The organism is Gilliamella apicola (assembly GCF_003202655.1).
In the GTDB taxonomy this organism is placed as follows: Bacteria; Pseudomonadota; Gammaproteobacteria; order Enterobacterales; family Orbaceae; genus Gilliamella; species Gilliamella apicola_R.
On record NZ_QGLR01000002.1, the window covers coordinates 115,177 to 133,872 of the forward strand.

The 18,696-nt window shown below is 33.4% G+C and carries 34 protein-coding genes and 4 pseudogenes; 5 read left to right on the forward strand and 33 right to left on the reverse strand.

What is annotated here, in order from left to right:
* Window positions 1-389 precede the first annotated feature (389 nt).
* The 15 genes and pseudogenes from DKK70_RS00650 to DKK70_RS17365 all read right to left on the reverse strand — a co-directional run.
* Window positions 390-725, reverse strand: a complete 336-nt coding sequence (locus DKK70_RS00650) for a hypothetical protein (RefSeq protein WP_110432305.1) — start codon at window positions 723-725, stop codon at window positions 390-392.
* Window positions 726-1,117: 392 nt separating this feature from the next.
* Entirely contained in the window at window positions 1,118-1,264 is a 147-nt protein-coding gene (locus DKK70_RS16610) for a hypothetical protein (RefSeq protein ID WP_181415871.1), read from the reverse strand.
* Window positions 1,265-1,533: 269 nt separating this feature from the next.
* Window positions 1,534-1,917 carry a DUF596 domain-containing protein gene (locus DKK70_RS00660; protein WP_110432307.1) on the reverse strand — a complete coding sequence of 128 codons (384 nt, stop codon included), beginning with the start codon at window positions 1,915-1,917 and terminating at the stop codon, window positions 1,534-1,536.
* Between the two features lie 565 nt (window positions 1,918-2,482).
* Window positions 2,483-2,986, reverse strand: a complete 504-nt coding sequence (locus DKK70_RS00665; RefSeq protein WP_110432308.1) for a hypothetical protein — start codon at window positions 2,984-2,986, stop codon at window positions 2,483-2,485.
* A 398-nt stretch (window positions 2,987-3,384) separates the two neighbouring features.
* A pseudogene (locus DKK70_RS17765) lies at window positions 3,385-3,594 on the reverse strand (hypothetical protein); the annotation flags it as partial.
* Between the two features lie 147 nt (window positions 3,595-3,741).
* Window positions 3,742-3,870, reverse strand: coding sequence for a DUF7336 domain-containing protein (locus DKK70_RS17100; RefSeq protein ID WP_258363883.1), 129 nt, complete (start codon window positions 3,868-3,870; stop codon window positions 3,742-3,744).
* Window positions 3,871-3,954: 84 nt separating this feature from the next.
* Window positions 3,955-4,110 carry a hypothetical protein gene (locus tag DKK70_RS16905; protein WP_219999630.1) on the reverse strand — a complete coding sequence of 52 codons (156 nt, stop codon included), beginning with the start codon at window positions 4,108-4,110 and terminating at the stop codon, window positions 3,955-3,957.
* A gap of 401 nt (window positions 4,111-4,511) precedes the next feature.
* The gene (locus DKK70_RS00680) at window positions 4,512-4,802 is read right to left on the reverse strand and encodes a barstar family protein (protein ID WP_219999631.1); all 291 of its coding nucleotides are present in this window, start codon (window positions 4,800-4,802) and stop codon (window positions 4,512-4,514) included.
* Between the two features lie 241 nt (window positions 4,803-5,043).
* Window positions 5,044-5,271 carry a hypothetical protein gene (locus DKK70_RS00690; RefSeq protein WP_110432312.1) on the reverse strand — a complete coding sequence of 76 codons (228 nt, stop codon included), beginning with the start codon at window positions 5,269-5,271 and terminating at the stop codon, window positions 5,044-5,046.
* A gap of 14 nt (window positions 5,272-5,285) precedes the next feature.
* The gene (locus tag DKK70_RS00695) at window positions 5,286-5,513 is read right to left on the reverse strand and encodes a hypothetical protein (protein ID WP_146210835.1); all 228 of its coding nucleotides are present in this window, start codon (window positions 5,511-5,513) and stop codon (window positions 5,286-5,288) included.
* 217 nt (window positions 5,514-5,730) lie between these two features.
* Window positions 5,731-5,985, reverse strand: coding sequence for a hypothetical protein (locus tag DKK70_RS00700; protein WP_110432314.1), 255 nt, complete (start codon window positions 5,983-5,985; stop codon window positions 5,731-5,733).
* 166 nt (window positions 5,986-6,151) lie between these two features.
* Window positions 6,152-6,301: a hypothetical protein gene (locus DKK70_RS16615; RefSeq protein WP_181415872.1), complete on the reverse strand. Its 150-nt coding sequence runs from the start codon at window positions 6,299-6,301 to the stop codon at window positions 6,152-6,154.
* A gap of 235 nt (window positions 6,302-6,536) precedes the next feature.
* Entirely contained in the window at window positions 6,537-7,430 is an 894-nt protein-coding gene (locus tag DKK70_RS16910) for a hypothetical protein (RefSeq protein WP_219999632.1), read from the reverse strand.
* Window positions 7,431-7,501: 71 nt separating this feature from the next.
* Window positions 7,502-7,708 carry a hypothetical protein gene (locus DKK70_RS17105; RefSeq protein WP_258363884.1) on the reverse strand — a complete coding sequence of 69 codons (207 nt, stop codon included), beginning with the start codon at window positions 7,706-7,708 and terminating at the stop codon, window positions 7,502-7,504.
* A gap of 6 nt (window positions 7,709-7,714) precedes the next feature.
* Window positions 7,715-7,945 (reverse strand): annotated as a pseudogene (locus DKK70_RS17365) (VENN motif pre-toxin domain-containing protein); the annotation flags it as partial.
* Between the two features lie 23 nt (window positions 7,946-7,968).
* On the opposite strand from DKK70_RS17365, the pseudogene DKK70_RS17370 reads away from it, so the two are divergent.
* Window positions 7,969-8,100, forward strand: a pseudogene (locus DKK70_RS17370) (SymE family type I addiction module toxin); the annotation flags it as partial.
* Between the two features lie 181 nt (window positions 8,101-8,281).
* Here DKK70_RS17370 and DKK70_RS00720 read toward each other — a convergent pair.
* Both DKK70_RS00720 and DKK70_RS16620 read right to left on the reverse strand, forming a co-directional pair.
* Window positions 8,282-8,884, reverse strand: a complete 603-nt coding sequence (locus DKK70_RS00720) for a hypothetical protein (RefSeq protein ID WP_110432315.1) — start codon at window positions 8,882-8,884, stop codon at window positions 8,282-8,284.
* Between the two features lie 110 nt (window positions 8,885-8,994).
* Window positions 8,995-9,168: a hypothetical protein gene (locus DKK70_RS16620; protein WP_181415873.1), complete on the reverse strand. Its 174-nt coding sequence runs from the start codon at window positions 9,166-9,168 to the stop codon at window positions 8,995-8,997.
* A gap of 70 nt (window positions 9,169-9,238) precedes the next feature.
* On the opposite strand from DKK70_RS16620, the gene DKK70_RS17375 reads away from it, so the two are divergent.
* Window positions 9,239-9,349, forward strand: a complete 111-nt coding sequence (locus DKK70_RS17375) for a SymE family type I addiction module toxin (RefSeq protein ID WP_219999639.1) — start codon at window positions 9,239-9,241, stop codon at window positions 9,347-9,349.
* A gap of 181 nt (window positions 9,350-9,530) precedes the next feature.
* Here the strand turns inward: DKK70_RS17375 and DKK70_RS00730 are convergent, their stop codons facing one another.
* The 9 genes from DKK70_RS00730 to DKK70_RS00770 form a co-directional block, all read right to left on the reverse strand.
* Window positions 9,531-10,139: a hypothetical protein gene (locus tag DKK70_RS00730; RefSeq protein ID WP_110432316.1), complete on the reverse strand. Its 609-nt coding sequence runs from the start codon at window positions 10,137-10,139 to the stop codon at window positions 9,531-9,533.
* Window positions 10,140-10,209: 70 nt separating this feature from the next.
* Entirely contained in the window at window positions 10,210-10,542 is a 333-nt protein-coding gene (locus DKK70_RS00735) for a hypothetical protein (RefSeq protein ID WP_110432317.1), read from the reverse strand.
* A gap of 381 nt (window positions 10,543-10,923) precedes the next feature.
* On the reverse strand, window positions 10,924-11,340 hold the full coding sequence (locus tag DKK70_RS00740) for a hypothetical protein (protein WP_110432318.1): 417 nt from the start codon (window positions 11,338-11,340) through the stop codon (window positions 10,924-10,926).
* Window positions 11,341-11,755: 415 nt separating this feature from the next.
* Window positions 11,756-12,022 carry a hypothetical protein gene (locus DKK70_RS00745; protein WP_110432319.1) on the reverse strand — a complete coding sequence of 89 codons (267 nt, stop codon included), beginning with the start codon at window positions 12,020-12,022 and terminating at the stop codon, window positions 11,756-11,758.
* A 93-nt stretch (window positions 12,023-12,115) separates the two neighbouring features.
* Window positions 12,116-12,403 carry a hypothetical protein gene (locus DKK70_RS00750; RefSeq protein ID WP_110432320.1) on the reverse strand — a complete coding sequence of 96 codons (288 nt, stop codon included), beginning with the start codon at window positions 12,401-12,403 and terminating at the stop codon, window positions 12,116-12,118.
* Window positions 12,384-12,875, reverse strand: a complete 492-nt coding sequence (locus tag DKK70_RS00755; RefSeq protein ID WP_110432321.1) for a hypothetical protein — start codon at window positions 12,873-12,875, stop codon at window positions 12,384-12,386. The genes DKK70_RS00750 and DKK70_RS00755 overlap by 20 nt, the downstream gene beginning before the upstream one ends.
* A gap of 3 nt (window positions 12,876-12,878) precedes the next feature.
* Window positions 12,879-13,370, reverse strand: coding sequence for an EndoU domain-containing protein (locus DKK70_RS17380; protein ID WP_146210836.1), 492 nt, complete (start codon window positions 13,368-13,370; stop codon window positions 12,879-12,881).
* 109 nt (window positions 13,371-13,479) lie between these two features.
* Window positions 13,480-13,920, reverse strand: coding sequence for a hypothetical protein (locus DKK70_RS00765; RefSeq protein ID WP_110432322.1), 441 nt, complete (start codon window positions 13,918-13,920; stop codon window positions 13,480-13,482).
* A complete protein-coding gene (locus DKK70_RS00770; protein ID WP_110432323.1) occupies window positions 13,920-14,231 on the reverse strand; it encodes a hypothetical protein in 312 nt (103 codons plus the stop codon). The genes DKK70_RS00765 and DKK70_RS00770 overlap by 1 nt, the downstream gene beginning before the upstream one ends.
* Window positions 14,232-14,650: 419 nt before the next feature.
* Between DKK70_RS00770 and DKK70_RS17385 the strand changes: the two genes are divergently transcribed.
* Window positions 14,651-14,740 carry a hypothetical protein gene (locus DKK70_RS17385; protein ID WP_110432352.1) on the forward strand — a complete coding sequence of 30 codons (90 nt, stop codon included), beginning with the start codon at window positions 14,651-14,653 and terminating at the stop codon, window positions 14,738-14,740.
* Between the two features lie 42 nt (window positions 14,741-14,782).
* Here the strand turns inward: DKK70_RS17385 and DKK70_RS00780 are convergent, their stop codons facing one another.
* The 3 genes and pseudogenes from DKK70_RS00780 to DKK70_RS17390 form a co-directional block, all read right to left on the reverse strand.
* The gene (locus tag DKK70_RS00780; RefSeq protein ID WP_219999633.1) at window positions 14,783-15,307 is read right to left on the reverse strand and encodes a hypothetical protein; all 525 of its coding nucleotides are present in this window, start codon (window positions 15,305-15,307) and stop codon (window positions 14,783-14,785) included.
* Window positions 15,308-15,539: 232 nt separating this feature from the next.
* Window positions 15,540-15,803: a MafI family immunity protein gene (locus tag DKK70_RS00785; RefSeq protein WP_110432324.1), complete on the reverse strand. Its 264-nt coding sequence runs from the start codon at window positions 15,801-15,803 to the stop codon at window positions 15,540-15,542.
* Window positions 15,804-15,812: 9 nt separating this feature from the next.
* Window positions 15,813-16,168, reverse strand: a pseudogene (locus DKK70_RS17390) (EndoU domain-containing protein); the annotation flags it as partial.
* 489 nt (window positions 16,169-16,657) lie between these two features.
* On the opposite strand from DKK70_RS17390, the gene DKK70_RS17395 reads away from it, so the two are divergent.
* Window positions 16,658-16,804 (forward strand): SymE family type I addiction module toxin, encoded by a 147-nt coding sequence (locus DKK70_RS17395; RefSeq protein WP_219999634.1) that lies wholly within the window; start codon window positions 16,658-16,660, stop codon window positions 16,802-16,804.
* Window positions 16,805-16,846: 42 nt separating this feature from the next.
* Here DKK70_RS17395 and DKK70_RS00800 read toward each other — a convergent pair whose 3' ends face one another.
* From DKK70_RS00800 to DKK70_RS16635, 3 genes are all read right to left on the reverse strand, one after another.
* On the reverse strand, window positions 16,847-17,371 hold the full coding sequence (locus tag DKK70_RS00800; protein WP_219999635.1) for an SMI1/KNR4 family protein: 525 nt from the start codon (window positions 17,369-17,371) through the stop codon (window positions 16,847-16,849).
* A gap of 97 nt (window positions 17,372-17,468) precedes the next feature.
* The gene (locus DKK70_RS00805; protein WP_110432325.1) at window positions 17,469-17,699 is read right to left on the reverse strand and encodes a hypothetical protein; all 231 of its coding nucleotides are present in this window, start codon (window positions 17,697-17,699) and stop codon (window positions 17,469-17,471) included.
* A 20-nt stretch (window positions 17,700-17,719) separates the two neighbouring features.
* A complete protein-coding gene (locus tag DKK70_RS16635) occupies window positions 17,720-17,929 on the reverse strand; it encodes a hypothetical protein (protein ID WP_181415877.1) in 210 nt (69 codons plus the stop codon).
* Here DKK70_RS16635 and DKK70_RS17400 point away from each other — a divergent pair.
* Window positions 17,880-18,122 (forward strand): SymE family type I addiction module toxin, encoded by a 243-nt coding sequence (locus tag DKK70_RS17400; protein ID WP_219999636.1) that lies wholly within the window; start codon window positions 17,880-17,882, stop codon window positions 18,120-18,122. The genes DKK70_RS16635 and DKK70_RS17400 overlap by 50 nt on opposite strands.
* A gap of 82 nt (window positions 18,123-18,204) precedes the next feature.
* Here the strand turns inward: DKK70_RS17400 and DKK70_RS00815 are convergent, their stop codons facing one another.
* Window positions 18,205-18,687, reverse strand: a complete 483-nt coding sequence (locus DKK70_RS00815; protein ID WP_110432326.1) for a hypothetical protein — start codon at window positions 18,685-18,687, stop codon at window positions 18,205-18,207.
* Between the last annotated feature and the right edge of the window lie 9 nt (window positions 18,688-18,696).

The following is an 18,696-nucleotide window of genomic DNA, read 5'->3' on the forward strand; positions in this document are numbered from 1 at the left end:
TATTTTTTAGTATCACGTTGATTATATTTATTATAGGAGTTACTTTGATTTGATTGTGAGCGATTAAAGACTAACATTACTTTTTTGTTTTGATTGAATATTCGATACCCTATCTCAAAACTAATAACGCATGTTTTTCAAGTTTCTGTGTAGATTAAGTTAGAACTAATATACTCACATCTAATTTTTTCTTTTATTAGCATAAAATATTCATTAGTAAAAGCTATTTACGGCTGAATAAATTCGGATTCACTACAGATAAGTCCATCACGATTAACACTAAAAAGGTAAGTTAATTTTCTAACTTGCTAAGGAGATCACATAATTGACAAATAACTGATCCAGTTCAGTAATGGAGAACAGTAGAACTGAGGCTTTAAAGTGAAATTTTATTCACTTAATTCTATGACATTAATATCATTGCATATTAATTTGATCATGTAATCACCATAAATATTTATGATATGACAGGGGGCTCCAGAATTATAACTATAAGGATAAATTTCCATATCTTTAGGATCAAGTGCTCTATATTCATGAGAAATATCAATAGTATCTCCAATCTCTTGAAGGTCATTATATTGACTCTCTATTGACATAAACAAAATTACATTAAATTCAATTTGAATAATTTTATCTAAAGCAATTGCTTTAACTTTCAACTGATTATTCGATACATTTAATTCACAAATCCAGCTAATTGATAACTTTCCTATATCTAACATAATTTATTAACCTTATTTAAAATTTGTTGTTTCTGTTGGATGTAACTCATGAGATAAATTTCTTGGAATTTCAGAGCGATTTGAATCAAATCTCTGTCCTTCAAATAGTTTTCTTGCTTCATTTGGTGAGCACCGGTACCACTAACACCTTTTTTATCCCCCTTATTATACGAATCATTTTTATCTTTCTTATCATTATCATCAGGTGGTAAATTTGCACTACTACTTGTAGTTGATAAATTACTAGCTGAAGCATAATTATTGGTATTATTTTTTTATAACAAGCTTTATTCTTCAAATATTGATTGTAGTAAAGTTCACAAGTCCTTAATACAGCATTTACATAATTTTCATTACCACCTAGTTCAATTACCTCTAGATCCATTAATTTTTTATTGATTTATGTTTAAACTCTCTAAAAAGGCTTGTGCTTCTTCAGCATTGTCAAATAAACCTTTTGATATAAGTACTTCTTGAACAGTATTGGTAATTGGTTCACCGCCGAGTTTACTTGGGCAAATTATTTGCCAAGTAACCATAGCAACAGAGCGGATGCTAGTTGGGATAAAATACTGATGGTTTGTTTTTCATCTTAGGTTAACTCGCTGCTATCTTTACCCATATGCCCGGTGTGCAATTTTATCTACTTAGTTAGCTATAGTGTACTGGTGCCAGCAAGGCCGTCGGTCATATCGCTGGTGATAATGCGGTAATAATGCGGTAATAATGCGGTAATAATTTAATTTGCTAAGTTTATTTCTTAATAGATATAGAATTTTGTTGTTGAGCTTAGCTGGAAAAGCTTATATTAGGTCCATTCTAATGTCCCATCATTGTGAACCCATACAACCCCTGCAGGACAAGAGTCATCATAGAACCAATAATCTTCCATCAAGTGTTTAGGGTCATACAAACCATCCTCATTGTTAGGAAACGCATCATGAAATATTTTTAGCTGCTCATCAATTGTACCGGTCAACAGATGACCATTTTTAGCTAATTTAATATGCCCTTCATTCAATAATCTTTGTACAAAATAAAAAAATATTTCTTTTCTTGTTTGAAAAGGAAATTGCTCTCCAGAAAATTTTAATGATGGAATCATATCCGGGCAAATATAATTCCATAATCCCCTAAAAGATCTTAATTCAGAGCATTCAACAACCTCTTTATAATCATGATCATTTATCATAAATTTCTCCTATCTAAATTTAATTTCTGTACCCGTTCTTAATCCTCTATATTCTATAGCGCCTGACAAACAACGAAATAAATAATGACCATTTTCTTCTTTTATTCGCCACCTACTGGGATAGGTTGAAAATTCTCCGGACTCTAAAACAAGCTTAACTGTCATAAAATGTTCTTAACCTTCAAAAACTAATCCCGATTTAGTAATTATTTTAACTTTTTCCCCACATATAGTTTTCCTCAAAAATTATAATGTTTTTTTAATTCAAAACTTCTCCTTCCTTAACTTTGGTTAAATCAAGTAGGATTAACTATGGGGATACACTACTGATTATCCGTATGATGTGCGATATTTTGGTCATCATCACAATGCCTAAGCAGCCAAGTGATAATCGTCAGTTACTCGAAGAGATAAAAAGACTCAACCTCGTATCTGTGATATCACAATTAAGTTTAATTCGTGTAAATGAAAACAACAGACCAACCATTATGTTGAGCCTAAATAATTACAATTTAAGTTGAATAATATTAATTTATATTATTTTAATTTATCAGTTATAGATTACTTAAAGTTTAAAACTCTCTTTAAGATCTTTATATTCTCTATCAGATAATTTATTAACCTTAATAAATATTAACTCATTTTCAAAACCAAAACCCATATCAACTCTCCCCATATTAATGATTGTTTTTACTCTGTTTTTTGGGGTTATAGCGACTGTCACATTATCAACTGTCAAAGATACATAATATTCTGAAAAATAATCGAAGATTTTATTTTTTATCAATGAAATATCAAAGATGGGGATTCCGCTTTTTGTTTCTAAAGCTTCATAGTTTATGCCATTAGTATAGACTTGATTGACCATGGTAAGCGTAATATTTTGCAATATTCCTGATTTTTCTCCAATTCCAATTTCTAATAATGAAGTATCAAAATTACCAGTTCGCCAATATATACTATTTTCATTGGTAAAATTCTGCTCTTTTACATCTACTATAAAAGGAACATAATAATCAATTTCAACATCATTTATTAGCTCAGGGCTAGTATCAATAAATTTAAGCATTATTTTCCTCTTAGTTAGGGTTATATCTGGCATGTTTTACGATAATGTTCTGCCCAGCCTTCCATGGTGCTGAAAGTATAATTATTTTTTTAGATAATGGTTATTCTGATTTGGGTTATTGAGATGTATTGGCGAAAATAATTGAAGATTGTATACCGTTTCATGATTATTTGAACGCTATGATGAAAAAGATGCTCATTTGATAGCACCTCTTTATATGAAGACATTTTGAAATTTTCAGCTCAAGTTAATAAGACAAACTTTATGTCTTATTCTTTAGTAGTAGTATTAAAGATAAGCGTTACTTTTTTATTTTCATTGAATATTCGATATCTTATCTCAAAACTAGTAACGCTCTTTTTTAAATATTGGTCAGATTAAGTCGGAACCAATATATATTATTTCAAATCTTTTTCATTACTTAAGCCATCAGTCCAATAATCTTTATCGATGATATACTCATCAATATGAAAGTCATTTGGATAGTCAATAAAACCTGGTTTATCTTTTATTCTGTTTATAGCCTCTTCGGCTAATTGATAACTAGTATAGGTACCAATTTCTTTAGTGTCTTCATCTGCAGTACCTTTATCTCTAATATGATTTAAAAGATAAACTTTTTGCCTATTTCACCTCTACTATTGTAAAAATTATTTAATCTGATAGATCTATCTAGGTAACAAAACCATCAACCCAACCGTCTCGATTCGGTACATCTTCAACAATTTGGAAATCATCAGGAAAATCAATAAATCCTAATTTTTTTTCATTCGTTCCTTAGCTAATTTAGCCTTTTTACGAGAACTGTAAATACCAATGACCTTTACTTCTTCATCATCAGTATCTTCGTAAATAACATGGTATAGAAAATATACTTTTTGCATTTGTATCTCCATGGCTATCTGAATTATTTTTTCTATTAGATAGATCCCCGTTCAAGGTTAGATCGGGGAGGGGGAGCCTGTAATTCAACTTTGTTGATAGCGTTCGTCTTGAATAATATAAGGCTCAGCAATTTCAGTCCATACCATTTGAGCCATTTTTTGCCACTCTGTTGGATTTTCCTGTTTTGCTATGTAGTCCCTAATTAATCTTACTGACTGGTTGAATTGTTCTTTATTCAATTCAACAAATGAATAAAATTTTAAATATTCACCTTCTTCTGATTTTATGATTTCATGTAATTGAGGATAATCAGGTAAAAATACGGCATCAAGTAAATCACCAAATGCATCCCAATAACTGCTATGAATAAATGTAGAGCTGAATTTATCTTCTGGTTTTTCAATAGATTCATCTTTACTAAAAAAATATTTGCACCCATGTTATTACCTCACAATGATAATTTTGTTTTGCTATGATATAGGTAGTGTTTTTATACATTCTATAAAAATTTTTTGTGTTGATTATCAGGATTGAGGGGCTGAGCTAAGAGGTAAAACAAGATCCCCATGGGTAAGGTGGGAATTTAGCGATCTTAATCAATAAAACTGATAGAGCAGGAGCCCGCCAACTGAGGAGTATTCTACTGAATATCAAAATTAAACCTTTCCTCTAGACCAGATTTTATATCTTGCTCCCGAACTAATTCAAAAATTTTCACAATATGATTAAAAGTATTACCTAAATATTTTTTTGAATAATCCGAGTTCTTCCAAATAACTAGAACCGGGCGATCTAAGTCATAACTTAAGCAGTCCCATAAAGCATCCAGATTCTCACCATAATATTTACTAAAACTCAGTAAAAAAGCTATTTCTTTATGAAAATCAGATTCCGAATGAATATTTTCTCCATTTAATGTTATTAGTTTCATGATTATTTCCATCGTCCAATTTGTGTTGTGGTTTTATAGTGGTCGGTCGTTATATGCAGTATACCGTCATTTGAATACAATAGCCTTGTTCCTTGTTGGTTACTTCTGGACATTGTATTACTTAGACCAATATCAGCTTCATATCAAATACGATCAGGGGCGGTAGATAATACTTCTGTCGTATGAACCCTTTGATTGAGTATGCAACTTTTGAGGTTCATTTCATTAGGCCAGAAGATGATTAGTTTGCCAGTTTTTCTAACTCTAAAAGACGCTTTTTAGCATTTTCGATGAGCTGTAAGAATTCATCATAATTAAATATATATGTATTCTCTAGGGCTGGATAAAAAGAATATTGACCGACTTTCTGTCTTCTGAAAGACAAATTCAGCAAACTGAACACGATTATAAGAGAGCTCCGCATATAATCTTTTCTATCCATTGAACTACCGACACTATATTCTAACATTCTTACTCCTTAACTTATGGTTCTCTGAAACCAATTAATTTAGTCCCGACCTCATTAAATCTTAATGCTCTTCCGTCTGGGGCTGTGGCCTCAATTACTTTGATACGTTGTTTATTTTCTTTAATAATTCTGATTTCTATTTTTGTTCCGGGAATTGTCAGGATATCATCGATAATATGCTGAGCTTCTTTATTTACAGTAAAAGCCTTCTGACCAGTATAGGTATAAACGACGACGACCATGTTTTTGTAATGCTCGACCGACATCAGTTAAACCATTTTTATTAGCAGAAGTCGCTGCTTGACTTAATTAATCTAGTGTAGGGATAGTTCCCTTATTAGTTTGTACTTAAAATAAAAGCCTTGATTATGCATCAACAAAGCTTCTAGTTTTACTTAGTGGATAATGGCGTGTGGTTAACTAACCGTGTTCCTATTAAATTTTTGATATTTGATTAATTCACTCAGATTCAGCCCGTTCAGCTTTATATTGGGCTGATTCTTCTTTGGCTAGTTTTAACCATTCGTCAAAGTTGTTTAAGTGGTATCTCTTGTCCCAATCAGGATACTGCTCGTTATAACCATAGTCATGAAAATATACTTTTGTATTTCCACTATGATCGTTACCATCAAAACATGCTAATTCAACATAACTACTAGGGAAGGAAAATCCTTTTGGTAGAATTGGTTGTTCACACAAAAATAAACCAGACATTTCTTACTTACCTTTAATTTTTGGTATTTGATTAGAGCCATTAAGGTTTTGTTTTCCAAAACCTCCCGTTTGATTCATTATCTGATTATCCTTAGTTATATCTCCTGTTTTATGGGTGTTTTCAGCTTCTTTTATAAAAATTGTCCAGTTTTTGTCTCTATTTTTATCATTTTACCACCAATTTTGCTGTAATTAAAAACGGGTAGGAGCCCCACACATGTATCGCATATTCATCCCATGTTTCAGCATCGCTAAATGCTAAATAATCACTATATGGAATAGTTAATATTGCTACATTCTCAGGTGAATTTTTCAAATCTCTCTTAGATGGGCATACATGAACCGACCTGAGTTCATATCGTCCATTAACTGAATAATTTCTTCCTCTGTCAAATAACCTTGAGCATAGGCATTGAGGTTACTATCTAAATTTGCTCCAGTTTCATGTGGAATTCCTATAAAATCACCGTCATTACCACTAAAAAAAGAAATTGATTGTTGAAATTGCGAGGTAGATCCTGAGTTGATTAATATTCATTATTTTTAATATTTCATTGATATTGTTTAGGTATATTAGCTAATTGTTCATTTAGAGACCAACTATTTGGTTGGCACTTTTTACAATTCCATTTTGCCCCGCCATCTAACCATTTTTTTCTATAACTTTTAATTCCAATCAAAGTACAATCTTCATAACCAAATTCCACGCCGCAACAATCACAAATATTATATGTTGGCGTTTGTTCATCAATTCCCCATTGAGGTTCATTTTGCTTAAGGCCGCAAACACGACAGATATATGCTTCATTATTATTTTTGTGCATTAAAATATTCCAAATTAGTTTTATTCCATGTTCAGCCGGATTAGGCTTAAACATTGTTTTAGGCGTACCATCTGCATTTTTTACAGCAAAAATATTAGAGCTAGGATTGTAAAAAACTGTATCGCCATTTTTTCTAGTAATAACTAGCGTGTCTGCTGGTGGATTATTAACAAAATTATGTGTCGCATCTACATATTGTTTTGCATTTTGGAATTCTGGAAATTCTAACTTATGTTTATTCCAATGGCTATAAGCATTTTCGACAGGATCTTTTTTATTGGTTTCTGTCCAAATTTGCTCATCTTTTTGCTTTCCTGTACCAACAGTATCACTAGCTTTGTTACTGCTATTTGTATTCAAAGAATCAGTTGGTTTTTCCTCGCCACTACCTGCTTGAGAACCCGGATTTGATGGCATCTTGCTCGTAAGTGTACTATTTTTAACAACTGTTGTTTCAACTTGTGTAGATTGGCTAACAACTTGATTCATTAATCGATTGCCTTCTGCTACATTACCAGCCTTGTATGCTGCCTCAGCATCTTTTACTAAAGTTTGTGCTGCTTTAGTTTCAACCTTAACAACTTTTCCTGCTACCTTGATATATTTTGCAAAAGGTAACACTCCAGCAGTTGCTATTGCATAGTCCCCCCAACTATCAGCATCCCTAAAGGCAATATAATCTCCATACGGTGTTACCAAAATAGCAAGATCTTCTGGAAACGTTTAAAATCCTCTCTTAAAGGGTCATACATGAACCGTCCTGAGTTCATATCGTCCATTAACTGAATAATTTCTTCCTCTGTCAAATAACCTTGAGCATAGGCATTGAGGTTACTATCTAAATTTGCTCCAGTTTCATATGGAATTCCAATAAAATTACCACCATCAGCCCAACTCAAACCATTATTTTCCACCGCATTTTTACTACTACTAATAGCCGCACTAGCATCACCAAAATTACCGCCGCCGGCAGCTACCGCAAGGCCGGATGCTAGTTGGGATAAAATACTGATGGTCTGTTTTTCTGCTTCGGTTAAATCTTTGGCTTCTTTGCCATATAGTTGTTTGCGGATGATATCTGCTGCAACTTCACCGACACTGATTGCCGAATGCGTAATATTCGAGAGGTCATAAATGGGGGGATAGCTTCAACGGCGCGCAAGTCAACCCCAGACCACAACTGACCATTAAAGGCTGCTGGCTGGAAGCCTTCGGCTTTACTACCGGTCAGCCAGTCATCATCGATACGCAGCTGGGGGGGGTGATTATCAGGGGGGAGATATTGGTATAGACGCCAAAGTAAGATCCCCACGGGTTAGGTGGAGATTTTTACATATTGCGATTAATCGTGCTCATAGCGTTCATCTTGAATAATATAAGACTCTGCTATTTTGCCTTATACAACCTAAGCCATCTTCTGTTATCCTATAGATAAGTTTCCTGATGGTAAGGCTGAAAATAAGTTAGTTCATTTATAAAAAGTGATTTATAGCATTCATTCTTTCCACATCTTCTTTTAATACTATTTTTGCTCTATCACTCAGTCCCCCTGAATTTTGCTCTGCAAAATGTTTAAGTAATAAAAATGTTTCCTTGGTAATATAACCCTTGACCTCATGACCAACCAATATTCCTAAGGCTTCAATTAAAGATTCTTTAGGTTTTAATTTTAATTCTTTAACTAGTTCTGCCTCTGCTTCAGGGGAGATTCTATTTAAAGCAATACAGGCGGCATAAATATAATCTAGTGCATCAATTTCATCACTAATTTCAATGTGCGAATATTTTATTACATTAAGTAAACCAGAAATCATTAATTGCTTTTCTTCAAATGAAAAATCTCTATTTTTATATGCTTTCCATTCAGCGAAATTAAACGCTGGACATTTTAAATAATGTAATGCACATAGTCCTACTAATATGCTGCCAATATCTTCTCTTTCAGGACATAGGGTAAAAATTTGCCCCAAGGACAAATTTGGCATGTCCTCTATAGAATGGAGAATAAAATCAACTTCAGTAATTGTTCCTGGTTTTGAAAGATCTATTTTTTTTAATTTATTATTAATAATCAATGGAGAACCTCGTTAGTAGATATGTTTTTAATATTTATATTTGATAAGTGTAATTCTATTACATTTAAATTTAAAAATAAAAAAATAGACCTGTTTTATACTTTATTGCATTAGCTAGTAACAATGTTTAGTCTGGTCTGCTCATCCTCTTTATTAAAGATTGGTTTGAGTTTGTTATGGGCATTTTCGGTATCATGACTGAGTTCATTAATATCTTGTGTTTGTTTATCTTGGTCTCGAATGATTAACTCACCGTCACTGATTGCCGCATGGGTAATATTCAAGGCTTGATCGTTGTGGTCATAAATGGTTGGTTACAGACCCAACGTCTAGCAATTCAACCTTAAACCACAACTGACCATTAAAGGCTGCTGGCTAGAAGCCTTCGGCTTTACTACCGGTCAGCCAGTCATCATCGATATGCAGTTGGGGGTGTTGATTATCAGGGGTGAGATATTGGTATAGACGCCAAAGTAAGATCCCCCACGGGTTAGGTGCGATTTTTACATATTGCGATTAATCGTGCTCATAGCGTTCATCTTGAATAATATAATGCTCTACTATTTTGCCCCATACAACCTAAGCCATCTTCTGTTATCCTATAGATAAGTTTCCTGATGGAAAGGCTGAAAATAAGTTAGTTCATTTATAAAAAGGGATTTATAGCATTCATTCTTTCCACATCTTCTTTTAATACTATTTTTGCTCTATCACTCAGTCCCCCTGAATTTTGCTCTGCAAAATGTTTAAGTAATAAAAATGTTTCCTTGGTAATATAACCCTTGAACGAATGACCAACCAACATTCCTAAGGCTTCAATTAAAGATTCTGTAGGTTTTAATTTTAATTCTTTAACTAGTTCTGCCTCTATTTTTTCAGGGGAAATTTTATATAAAGCAATACAGGCGGCATAAATATAATCTATTGCATCAATTTCATCACTACTTTCAATGTGCGAATATTTTATTACATTAAGTAAACCAGAAATCATTAATTGCTTTTCTTCAGATGAAAAATCTCTATTTTTATATGCTTTCCATTCAGTGAAATTAAACGGTGTACTTCTTAAAAAATAAAATGATGCACATAGTCCTACTAATATGCTGCCAATATCTTCTCTTTCAGGACATAGGGTAAAAATTTGCCCCAAGGACAAATTTGGTATGTCCTCTATAGAATCGAGAATTAAATCAACTTCAGTAATTGCTCCTGGTTTTGAAAGATCTATTTTTTTTAATTTATTATTAATAATCAATGGAGAACCTCGTTAGTAGATATGGTTTTAATATTTATATTTGATAAGTGTAATTCTATTACATTTAAATTTAAAAATAAAAAAATAGACCTGTTTTATACTTTATTGCATTATCAACTTGAGTTAATAATTGAATCAACGCTTCGCTATTATTTGATACTATTGAATTTTGAATAATACTTTTAGCCTTTATAAGCTTATCAAGATCGATTATCTTTTCATCTTCATAATCATCAATGTTTATATCTAATTCATTATTAAGTTGATTAATAACATTACTCTCTAACAGATTTGTATAATTATCTTCATCAAGAATTAACTCAATCAAATCACCATCCACACAATTATCCAAATCTAGGCTTTCCATTGCACTTTTATTTACTGGAACGGATATATATTTCATACTATTTATTCTAAGACAATATTTTTGCACTTTTATTCTCTCTGACTAATGATCGTATATTGTTAGCTGAAGCATTAGGCGGTAGTTTAGTCGTCTGGCAAGTCAAAGAACCACTCGTCCCCTTACCAACTAAAAACCACCTCACGCAAAGCACAATGCTGTAAATCCTACGAACGTTATTATACCGCAGGGCATTAATGCCACCCCAAGCCCCTAACTGACGATTAAAGGCAGTTGACTTAAACAACTCGACTTCTACACCGGACTGCTATTTATCGTAAAAGTGGAACAGAATAAACTGATTATTGAGCTGGCTGTTGCGGATTTTGTGAAACAAAAAAGATCCCAGTTTTTACGCGGTGATCTTTTAATTAGCCATGTTTAATTAATTTTTACAATGAGCCCTTCTAAAATACGTTTTACTGGTGGGCTGGCTTTTCCTAATAAAGTTTCTATTTTTGATAATAACCAATCTTTCTTTAAATTATCCAAACTTGATAAATTTAAAAACCTTAATGAATCAACACAAGTAATAAATAAATCGTCATCATCTGTATTAATAAGATCTAAAATTATTTCTAATTCGTAAGGGTTATGCAAATCATCTAAACATTCTACAAGTCTCTTTTGCCAAAAAACAGGCTTAGAATTTAATTGCTTTAATAATAAATCCCAGTCGTTATTATCAAATTGTTTAAGTATTTTAGTGGACTCTAAAATAGCACAATCATACCAATAATCACCTGGTTCACTTTCATGGCTAAAATCAGATATACAAGTATCAAATTTGTTATACATATTTTATCTCTTTCATTTTATAGGACTAAAACCTGGCGTTGGTTTTCCTCCAACAGGATAACCGGCCGTGATATTATTACCACTTTTAATCACATCGATTTCCACCCCATTAACTGTTCCTCGATGAAGAGTCTCTCCAGTTGAAGGTCTTACACCAATAGGTTTAGTATTCCCAATTTAATTAATAGAATCGATTATACTTTTATCTGGCCAATTATCAGGGAATAAAGTACTTGTTTTTATTTTTGACAAATTATTAAAGGAAGCAGGCTTGAGCAGCTCAGCTTTACTACTGGCCAAGTGGTTACGATCACCGCTAAAGAAGCTAAGTTAATTATCGAACTTGCAAACTAGATCTAGAAACGGATAAAAATAAGATTCACACTAATTAGTGTGGAGATATTGTAGATCTAGTTTATTCAACTTCTTTTTTATAAAAACTAAATTTATTAGATCGTGGAGACTCTTCAATTAATAATCTTTTACAAGATGGACATTCGTATACTTCAATGCTCTCTTGATTAAAAGAATCCATGAACTTTTCAGAAGTAAATTCTTCCTTTTCTGAGAATATATCGATTATGTCCCATAAAACATTTTGTGAAATGAGATCATAAGCAAAGTCTTCATCAAATGAGCCAATATTCATTACGTGCCCACATTTGCATGCAATTTTCGGCATAACTAATCCTAATTATTTTCTATCATAATGATGTATCGTACCTTTTGAATCTTGGAAAAATAGAGTTTTAATATTTTGAGCATTTGGTTTACCTCATAATCTTGAGGCCATACCCTGCATTTCATTTCCAGATAGATCCATTTGTAAAATAACGCCGGCTAGGCCGCCGGTCATATCGCCGGTGATAATGTCGGTAATAATTGATACGGCTGAGTCAACGCCTTTACTAAAGTCATTGCCCATTTTGCCATCTTTTGAGTCTTTACCGGCATCTTTATGAATAGTGCGTTCGAGCTCTTTAACCTGCTCTCCTAACTCTTTTAAGCTAGTGATAATGTTTAATCTGGTCTGCCCATCCTCGTTATTCAAGATAGAGAACATGATGACTTCCTTCTAAACTATTATAGAGATCAACCGCCTCTTGCCCTTCGGCAATAAACTCTACATCTATCGGAGCGGGTGGATTATTAGGATCTTCATAGTTCCCTTCTAAAAAGGCTTTATATTGTTCCAGAACATATAAAAGCTGTTCCCTAGTAAGGATAACCTGTTGCTCTTCAACATATTCAGTACCAATAAAAACGTAATCGCCGGTAATTAATACCCAATGAGCATTACCAACACCAAACATGCCGTCCGGTGCTCGACTATTTGCTAAATCGGTTAGATTATTAATCCAGATATTGACTGAGTTAACTGAGTATTGGATTTCATCTAATAGCAAAGATGCAATCTCACATACACCGTAACCTTGTTTAGGTGTGTATCGAATATTTTCCTCAGGCAACATTCCTGATGGACAGAATTCATCATAAAAATCAGACCAATATAAATATATTTTTCTATTTTTCATACATTATTTACCTTTATTATAAATCGGCCACGCCGTTGCGCCAGTACCATTTGGTATTTTATAGAAACCTTGCATTTTTATTCCACTTGAAGATATTCCTATCCACCTCTCTTTATTATTAGGATCTGGTTTTGAATTTTCAAAAGCACTTTTTATTTCCCTTTCAGTTTGACGTTTAGACCAATGCTTAGGGAAGAATGTTGTTTCAGCCTGCTTTTCATACCACTTACCTGTAGCAGGATCTCTGACCGATATATACCCTTTCGTGACACCATTTACATCGGCTTCACCTGTCCATTTATATACTTGAATATTTGGATCTTTTAAATAATGTCCTCCTGTTCCAACCTTCGTGCCGTCTCTATAAGTCTTAATCTCACCATTTAAAATGTGATCGGTATTGATTGTTACCTGAGTATCTTTACCTGCTTGTTGTTGAACTAACTCGGTCGGTGTTGGTTGAAGTCTTCGAGATACTTGGGTTTTATCCCGGATTACCTGTCACCATTAAGATTGAGCAGAACAAGTTAATTATTAAACTTGCGAGCCAGATCTAAGATATTAAAAAAGCCCGCTGATTTATCAAAGGGCTTTTGAGTTATTACTACTCTAATTCGGTTATACTTGCCGATCCGGTTTTTATTTCTTTTGGTAATGTATAAACTATTTCCTTTATATTTTTCGGTAGCTCTCTTAAAGATAATGGACTCAGCGGTTTTGCAACTAAAAAATAACTATTATTTTCATAATTAACATCATAACTAAATAAGCCCCTTGAAGCTGCATCAATATAACTTCTTAAATATTCTTCTCTTTTAATTTGATTGAGAAACTCAGGCAAATTATCCTCAATAATTTCAATACCACATCGTTTCTTTAAATCAAAAAAATAATCATATAGTTCTTCATAATTCTTAATCGAATCAGCTACTTTTTCAGGTACCGCGGTTGTACCACCCGAAGTAAAGTGTGCTAGATTGCCATTATAAAATGCAGCAAACCAGTCAAGATCGGTAGTGCTTATAAACTCATCAGTCATTCTCATTATTTTTCAACTCCAAATATGTTTGTGCAATTTTCACAACGAGGCACGGGGTTCCCATTACGAGGACGTACAGCTTGATTAAATTGAATATCTTTTAATTTAAGATTAGGATTATTTAATAACAATTCGTTAGCTGCTCCAAATTCAGCACAAGCACCTAATACGTTACCACATGAAGTTTTAACACCTAACCCACCTAATTTATCAGCATAAGCTTGTAGTTCTGGCGCTATTTTAGTGGGATCAGTTCCACTTGATGCAGTAACATCAGGATCGGGGATTAAGTTTTCGAACCCACTTTTTATTTCCATTTCAGTTTTATACTTAAGTTAGATGATAAAGTTAATAAAGATAATTTTTATATTACCTAAATTTTAGTTCTCTATTCTTAAGACCCGTCACTAGCCTCATCATTTGAGGGTTCCCTTTTATATCAAAAGTCCAACGTGCTCCACGTTTTGTCCACTAATTTAGTTTATTGAGGTGTATTTGTAAAAATAATTGAGGAGTGTATACGGTCTTATTGATATTTGAATATGAATGAACTGGTCATAATTTGGGGGAATTATGCGTAAAAGAGTTGACTATGACTAAGGCACATTCTACCCTAAAAATCACCGTTACTAAAATCCAAACGGTAAAACCACGACTGAAGCACTGCATAACGGTCGGTTACAGCCCCAACGGAGGCAATTCACCCTAGACCGCAACTGACCATTAAGGGCGCTGGCTGGAAGCCTTCGGCTTTACTACCGGTCAGCCAGTCATCATCGATGCGCAACAGGGGTTATTGATTATTAAACTTGAGATGCTGACTTAGAAGTCAAAATAAGAACCCAGTTTAAAATTGGGATCTTAGGTTTTAGATATTGATTAATTCACCATATTGTTCAGGCGTAACTTGAATTTTGTAGTTTCTTGTATCCAAATCAATAGACTTTCTTAGGTATTCATTAAAAGTCCATTGTGTTGTTTCAACCGTTTCTTCATTTTCATCGTAATGATAAACTAAATTTGGATTATCCGATTTTGTAAGTAAAAAATAAAATTGAGTTTCCCATTCAATAGAAATGAAAAATGGCTTTTGTTTAGTTAACTCATAATGTTGTAACTTTTTTAACTGATCAGTGAAACCAGCTTGAAATAAGATATGTCCCCGGACACTCCATTGATCTCGATAAAATAATAAGGGAACATCACCAAATAATCCGCCACTACAACGCCCCATACAACGAAGAAAATCATATAGCTGATCTGTGACTTTGATATCATAAAGTCGTTCAATCTTAGCTAGTTCGTCATCTGAATAGCCTTTAATAAAGTTAGTATCAATAGGTAATTCAGGATACACTGAATGTAAATAGGTTATTAGTTTTTCATTAATCATGGATTTTTTCCTGTTGTTCCCTGAAAAATATTTATATTAAAATTTTTATTGGCTTCAACAAAATGTTGAACTAACTCGGTCGGTGTTGGTGATGGTTTAAAGTCTTCGAGATACTCTCCTACTTTACTTTCTGTACTCGTCGTTCCCTTTCCAGCATTTGCGCGTCAGGTCTAGAAAACGCTAAAAACCCCCGATTCATAGGAATAGGGGGTACTAAATCGAAGCTATAATTTTAATCAGTAATTAAATCAGACATATGTTTAATGCTAATATCATTAACATCCATCTTTAATTCATTGCAAATACTAATTGCAATATCATATTCTTCCTTTGTAATTGGCACTTCATATTCACTAATTTGATCACAAATTGTCTCAAAGGCTAACCCTCTTTCATTGCAATCAACATAATAAATAGCATCTTGTAATAGATCGTTATCTAAGCGATCTTTAAATAAACCGCCAAATTCTTTAATTTTTTCATCTAAATATTGCATTTTTTACCTTTACTTTATTGGCTTGTAACTATTAGGTATGGGAGCATTGTCAGGGAATGCCGTTATTATTTTTCCATTCGCTGGTTGATAAACAACTCTGATTCTTACCCCATCACGAACTTCATAAGAAACCCAATTTGCAGGTTTACCTTTTCCTGTGTAAATACCGCCAGTACCTGTTTGTGCATACCATTGTGTATTAGGTGATGTTGCAATATCTCCAATTTCGTGAACAGCTTTATCCGCTGACCAGTTTTTAGGAAAATAGTTTTTCCTGGGTTTCCTGGATATAAATGCCCGCCACTGGTTAAACTGTCACCATATAAAATATGTTGCTTAGCTTCTGGGGATAAAATATCTACATACTTCTGATTTTCAGGGGATATTTTTACTGTCGTCCCTTTTCCAGCATTCTCCAAGCCTTTCTCATTTACTACATGTTTATCAAAATTACTGCTTTTATTAGCCTGTTGATTTGCTGCATGATTATTATTTATATTATCCTTTATTTCTTTATAATCACCAAATCCTTGCTCAACATTATTTTTACCATACTGATTTTCAAAATATTCTTTGTCTAATTTGTTAGCATCAGATAATGCCTCATCCAATTTACCTGCTTTATTAGCATCTGAAATAACTTTATCTGATTTATTAATAAGTTTTTCTGTCTTACCTACATTTCCCAATCCTTTAGGCGGTGTAATTATACCAATTAACAATGCCACTGAATTCTCAAGGGCTATCTGAACACCATTAGCAGTTTTAACAAAATTATCTTTAATTGCGTCCCATGCTTGGCCGTTAATGATCGCATTTACGGCGTTTGCTACTGTTTGATCTGCTTTTCTTAGTTGGTTATAGCATCAACGGCGGGCAACCCAACACAACTCACCATTAAAGGCCGCTGGCTGGAAGCCTTCGGCTTTACTACCGGTCAGCCAGTCATCATCGATGCGCAACAGGGGTTATTGATTATTAAACTTGAGATGCTGACTTAGAAGTCAAAATAAGATCCCAGTTTAAAATTGGGATCTTAGGTTTTAGATATTGATTAATTCACCAGAATAATCAAATGTCATATTTTGTATATAATGTCGAGTGTCAGTATTTACTGAATGTCTTAAATACTCATAAAAAGTTTTATTTGTCTGTTTTATCGTTTCTTCATTTTCATCATAGTGATAAACCAAATTTGGGTTATCTGAATCAGTTAACAAAAAGAAATACTGGGTTTCAGATTCAAATGAAAATGCAAACGGTTTTTGTTTAACTAATTCCCATTGTTGTAATGCACATAGATCTTCACAAAAAGAATATTGAAAAAAAACATGAGAACGTACAGTGTTATTTGGTCGATAAAACATCAAGGGATCATCACCAAAAAATCCACCACTACAACGCCCCATACAGGATAAAAAATGGTAGAGTTGTCCTCTAATCTTAATATCATAAAGGCGTTCTATCTTATTTATTTCGTCATCTAAATACCCTTTTATGTAGCTAATATCAATAGGTAATTCAGGATAAACTGAATGTAAATAATTGATTAGTTCCCGATTAATCATGGCCTTTTTCCTGTTGTTCCTTGATACATATGTATATTGGCATTTTCGTCCATTTCTTCAGCAAACTTAACTCCTGAACCATTACACATGGCAGGTTTTATTTTGAAGTATTTTCAACTGATACTTTAATATCCACTTTTTGCCCTGCATAGTTATCTTTAGCATAACTCATTAATTTATGTTCAGCATGGTTAAGGTTAGTTTGTGTTGCTGATGACGGATAATTACGGATGCTTTGCGAGTCTTCAATAATGACTTTGTAATTTACGCCATTAATATTAACAGAAGTTGGAGCATTCCCTTTACAGGATTTACCACTTACAGCCAATACATATTCAGTTTTACCATTTACAGTAATGGAACCTGTGGGATAGAAATATTATCTACTTTATTCCCTTTTACATATGCCCCTAATTGCCCTCTGATTTCGGAAACATTTAATGCCTTATCATCAATTTTTGATAAATCACTAACTTTGTAATTAGGCAAAATATCATTACCTTTTACAGTGCTCGTCCCCTTTCCAGCTAAGGCACAGTCTAAGCTAAAATCAGGCACTTGCAAAGCTCTGGCACCGCAACCCACCGAACGATTTTACACCATTGGTTACACGCCCCAAGGCATAAAACCCAACCCCAGACCTCAGCTCACCATTAAAGGACGCTGGCTTGAGCAGCTCGGCTTTACCACTGGCCAAGTGGTTACAATCATCGCTAAAGAAGGCAAGTTAATTATCGAACTTGCGAAGTAGATCTAAGAACAGATAAAAAGAGGATCCTAGTTTAAAGCACTAGGATCTTATTTTGTTCAGACTTTATAAGAACTACTAATTTTTATTTAACAGGTTCTAATGAAACGGCCATTTCTAAAGCAATTTGATTATATTTTTGACCAAAATTGAGCATTGCCTCTGGTTTAAGTTCATCAAGAGCATAGACGATACTTGTTATATGCCCCTCTTTAAAAAAATCTGAGTCTTCTTCTTGATTAGTATAAATACCAATAGATTGGATAGTTCCATCATCAAGTAATAGATCAATAGTATTATTAAAATCCGAAGGATCTTGCCCTGTTACATAAGCTCTTTTTATTATCCCAGACAAGAATAACAAGGGCATTTTCCCTCGGTTGATACTATCCCACCATTCTTGTGATCCAAAAAGGCCATAAGTCCCATTCAATCCGACATAAGGCCTTGATCGATCCAGTGTTAAAGCTTGAGTAAGAGAAACATATTCAGGATCAGCCTTTAACTCTTCGGAAAGAAGATATACTAATTTCATGGGTACTTTTGTGTTTTCTAACTTTAATAGCATAATTCTTTC

Excerpts from the sequence above, each read along its gene's own strand:
- DKK70_RS00755 (WP_110432321.1), bottom strand. The coding sequence starts at position 12,875 with ATGAAAAATAGAAAAATATATTTATATTGGTCTGATTTTTATGATGAA.
- DKK70_RS17100 (WP_258363883.1), bottom strand. The coding sequence starts at position 3,870 with ATGCAAAAAGTATATTTTCTATACCATGTTATTTACGAAGATACTGAT.
- DKK70_RS00770 (WP_110432323.1), bottom strand. The coding sequence starts at position 14,231 with ATGGAAATAAAAAGTGGGTTCGAAAACTTAATCCCCGATCCTGATGTT.
- DKK70_RS00785 (WP_110432324.1), bottom strand. The coding sequence starts at position 15,803 with ATGCAATATTTAGATGAAAAAATTAAAGAATTTGGCGGTTTATTTAAA.
- DKK70_RS00665 (WP_110432308.1), bottom strand. The coding sequence starts at position 2,986 with ATGCTTAAATTTATTGATACTAGCCCTGAGCTAATAAATGATGTTGAA.
- DKK70_RS00680 (WP_219999631.1), bottom strand. The coding sequence starts at position 4,802 with ATGAAACTAATAACATTAAATGGAGAAAATATTCATTCGGAATCTGAT.
- DKK70_RS16610 (WP_181415871.1), bottom strand. The coding sequence starts at position 1,264 with ATGGTTACTTGGCAAATAATTTGCCCAAGTAAACTCGGCGGTGAACCA.
- DKK70_RS00740 (WP_110432318.1), bottom strand. The coding sequence starts at position 11,340 with ATGTATAACAAATTTGATACTTGTATATCTGATTTTAGCCATGAAAGT.
- DKK70_RS00815 (WP_110432326.1), bottom strand. The coding sequence starts at position 18,687 with ATGCTATTAAAGTTAGAAAACACAAAAGTACCCATGAAATTAGTATAT.
- DKK70_RS00745 (WP_110432319.1), bottom strand. The coding sequence starts at position 12,022 with ATGCCGAAAATTGCATGCAAATGTGGGCACGTAATGAATATTGGCTCA.
- DKK70_RS00650 (WP_110432305.1), bottom strand. The coding sequence starts at position 725 with ATGTTAGATATAGGAAAGTTATCAATTAGCTGGATTTGTGAATTAAAT.
- DKK70_RS00750 (WP_110432320.1), bottom strand. The coding sequence starts at position 12,403 with ATGTTCTCTATCTTGAATAACGAGGATGGGCAGACCAGATTAAACATT.
- DKK70_RS00700 (WP_110432314.1), bottom strand. The coding sequence starts at position 5,985 with ATGTCTGGTTTATTTTTGTGTGAACAACCAATTCTACCAAAAGGATTT.
- DKK70_RS00735 (WP_110432317.1), bottom strand. The coding sequence starts at position 10,542 with ATGAAATATATATCCGTTCCAGTAAATAAAAGTGCAATGGAAAGCCTA.
- DKK70_RS00765 (WP_110432322.1), bottom strand. The coding sequence starts at position 13,920 with ATGAGAATGACTGATGAGTTTATAAGCACTACCGATCTTGACTGGTTT.
- DKK70_RS00690 (WP_110432312.1), bottom strand. The coding sequence starts at position 5,271 with ATGTTAGAATATAGTGTCGGTAGTTCAATGGATAGAAAAGATTATATG.
- DKK70_RS00695 (WP_146210835.1), bottom strand. The coding sequence starts at position 5,513 with ATGGTCGTCGTCGTTTATACCTATACTGGTCAGAAGGCTTTTACTGTA.
- DKK70_RS00800 (WP_219999635.1), bottom strand. The coding sequence starts at position 17,371 with ATGATTAATCGGGAACTAATCAATTATTTACATTCAGTTTATCCTGAA.
- DKK70_RS00780 (WP_219999633.1), bottom strand. The coding sequence starts at position 15,307 with ATGATTAATGAAAAACTAATAACCTATTTACATTCAGTGTATCCTGAA.
- DKK70_RS00660 (WP_110432307.1), bottom strand. The coding sequence starts at position 1,917 with ATGATAAATGATCATGATTATAAAGAGGTTGTTGAATGCTCTGAATTA.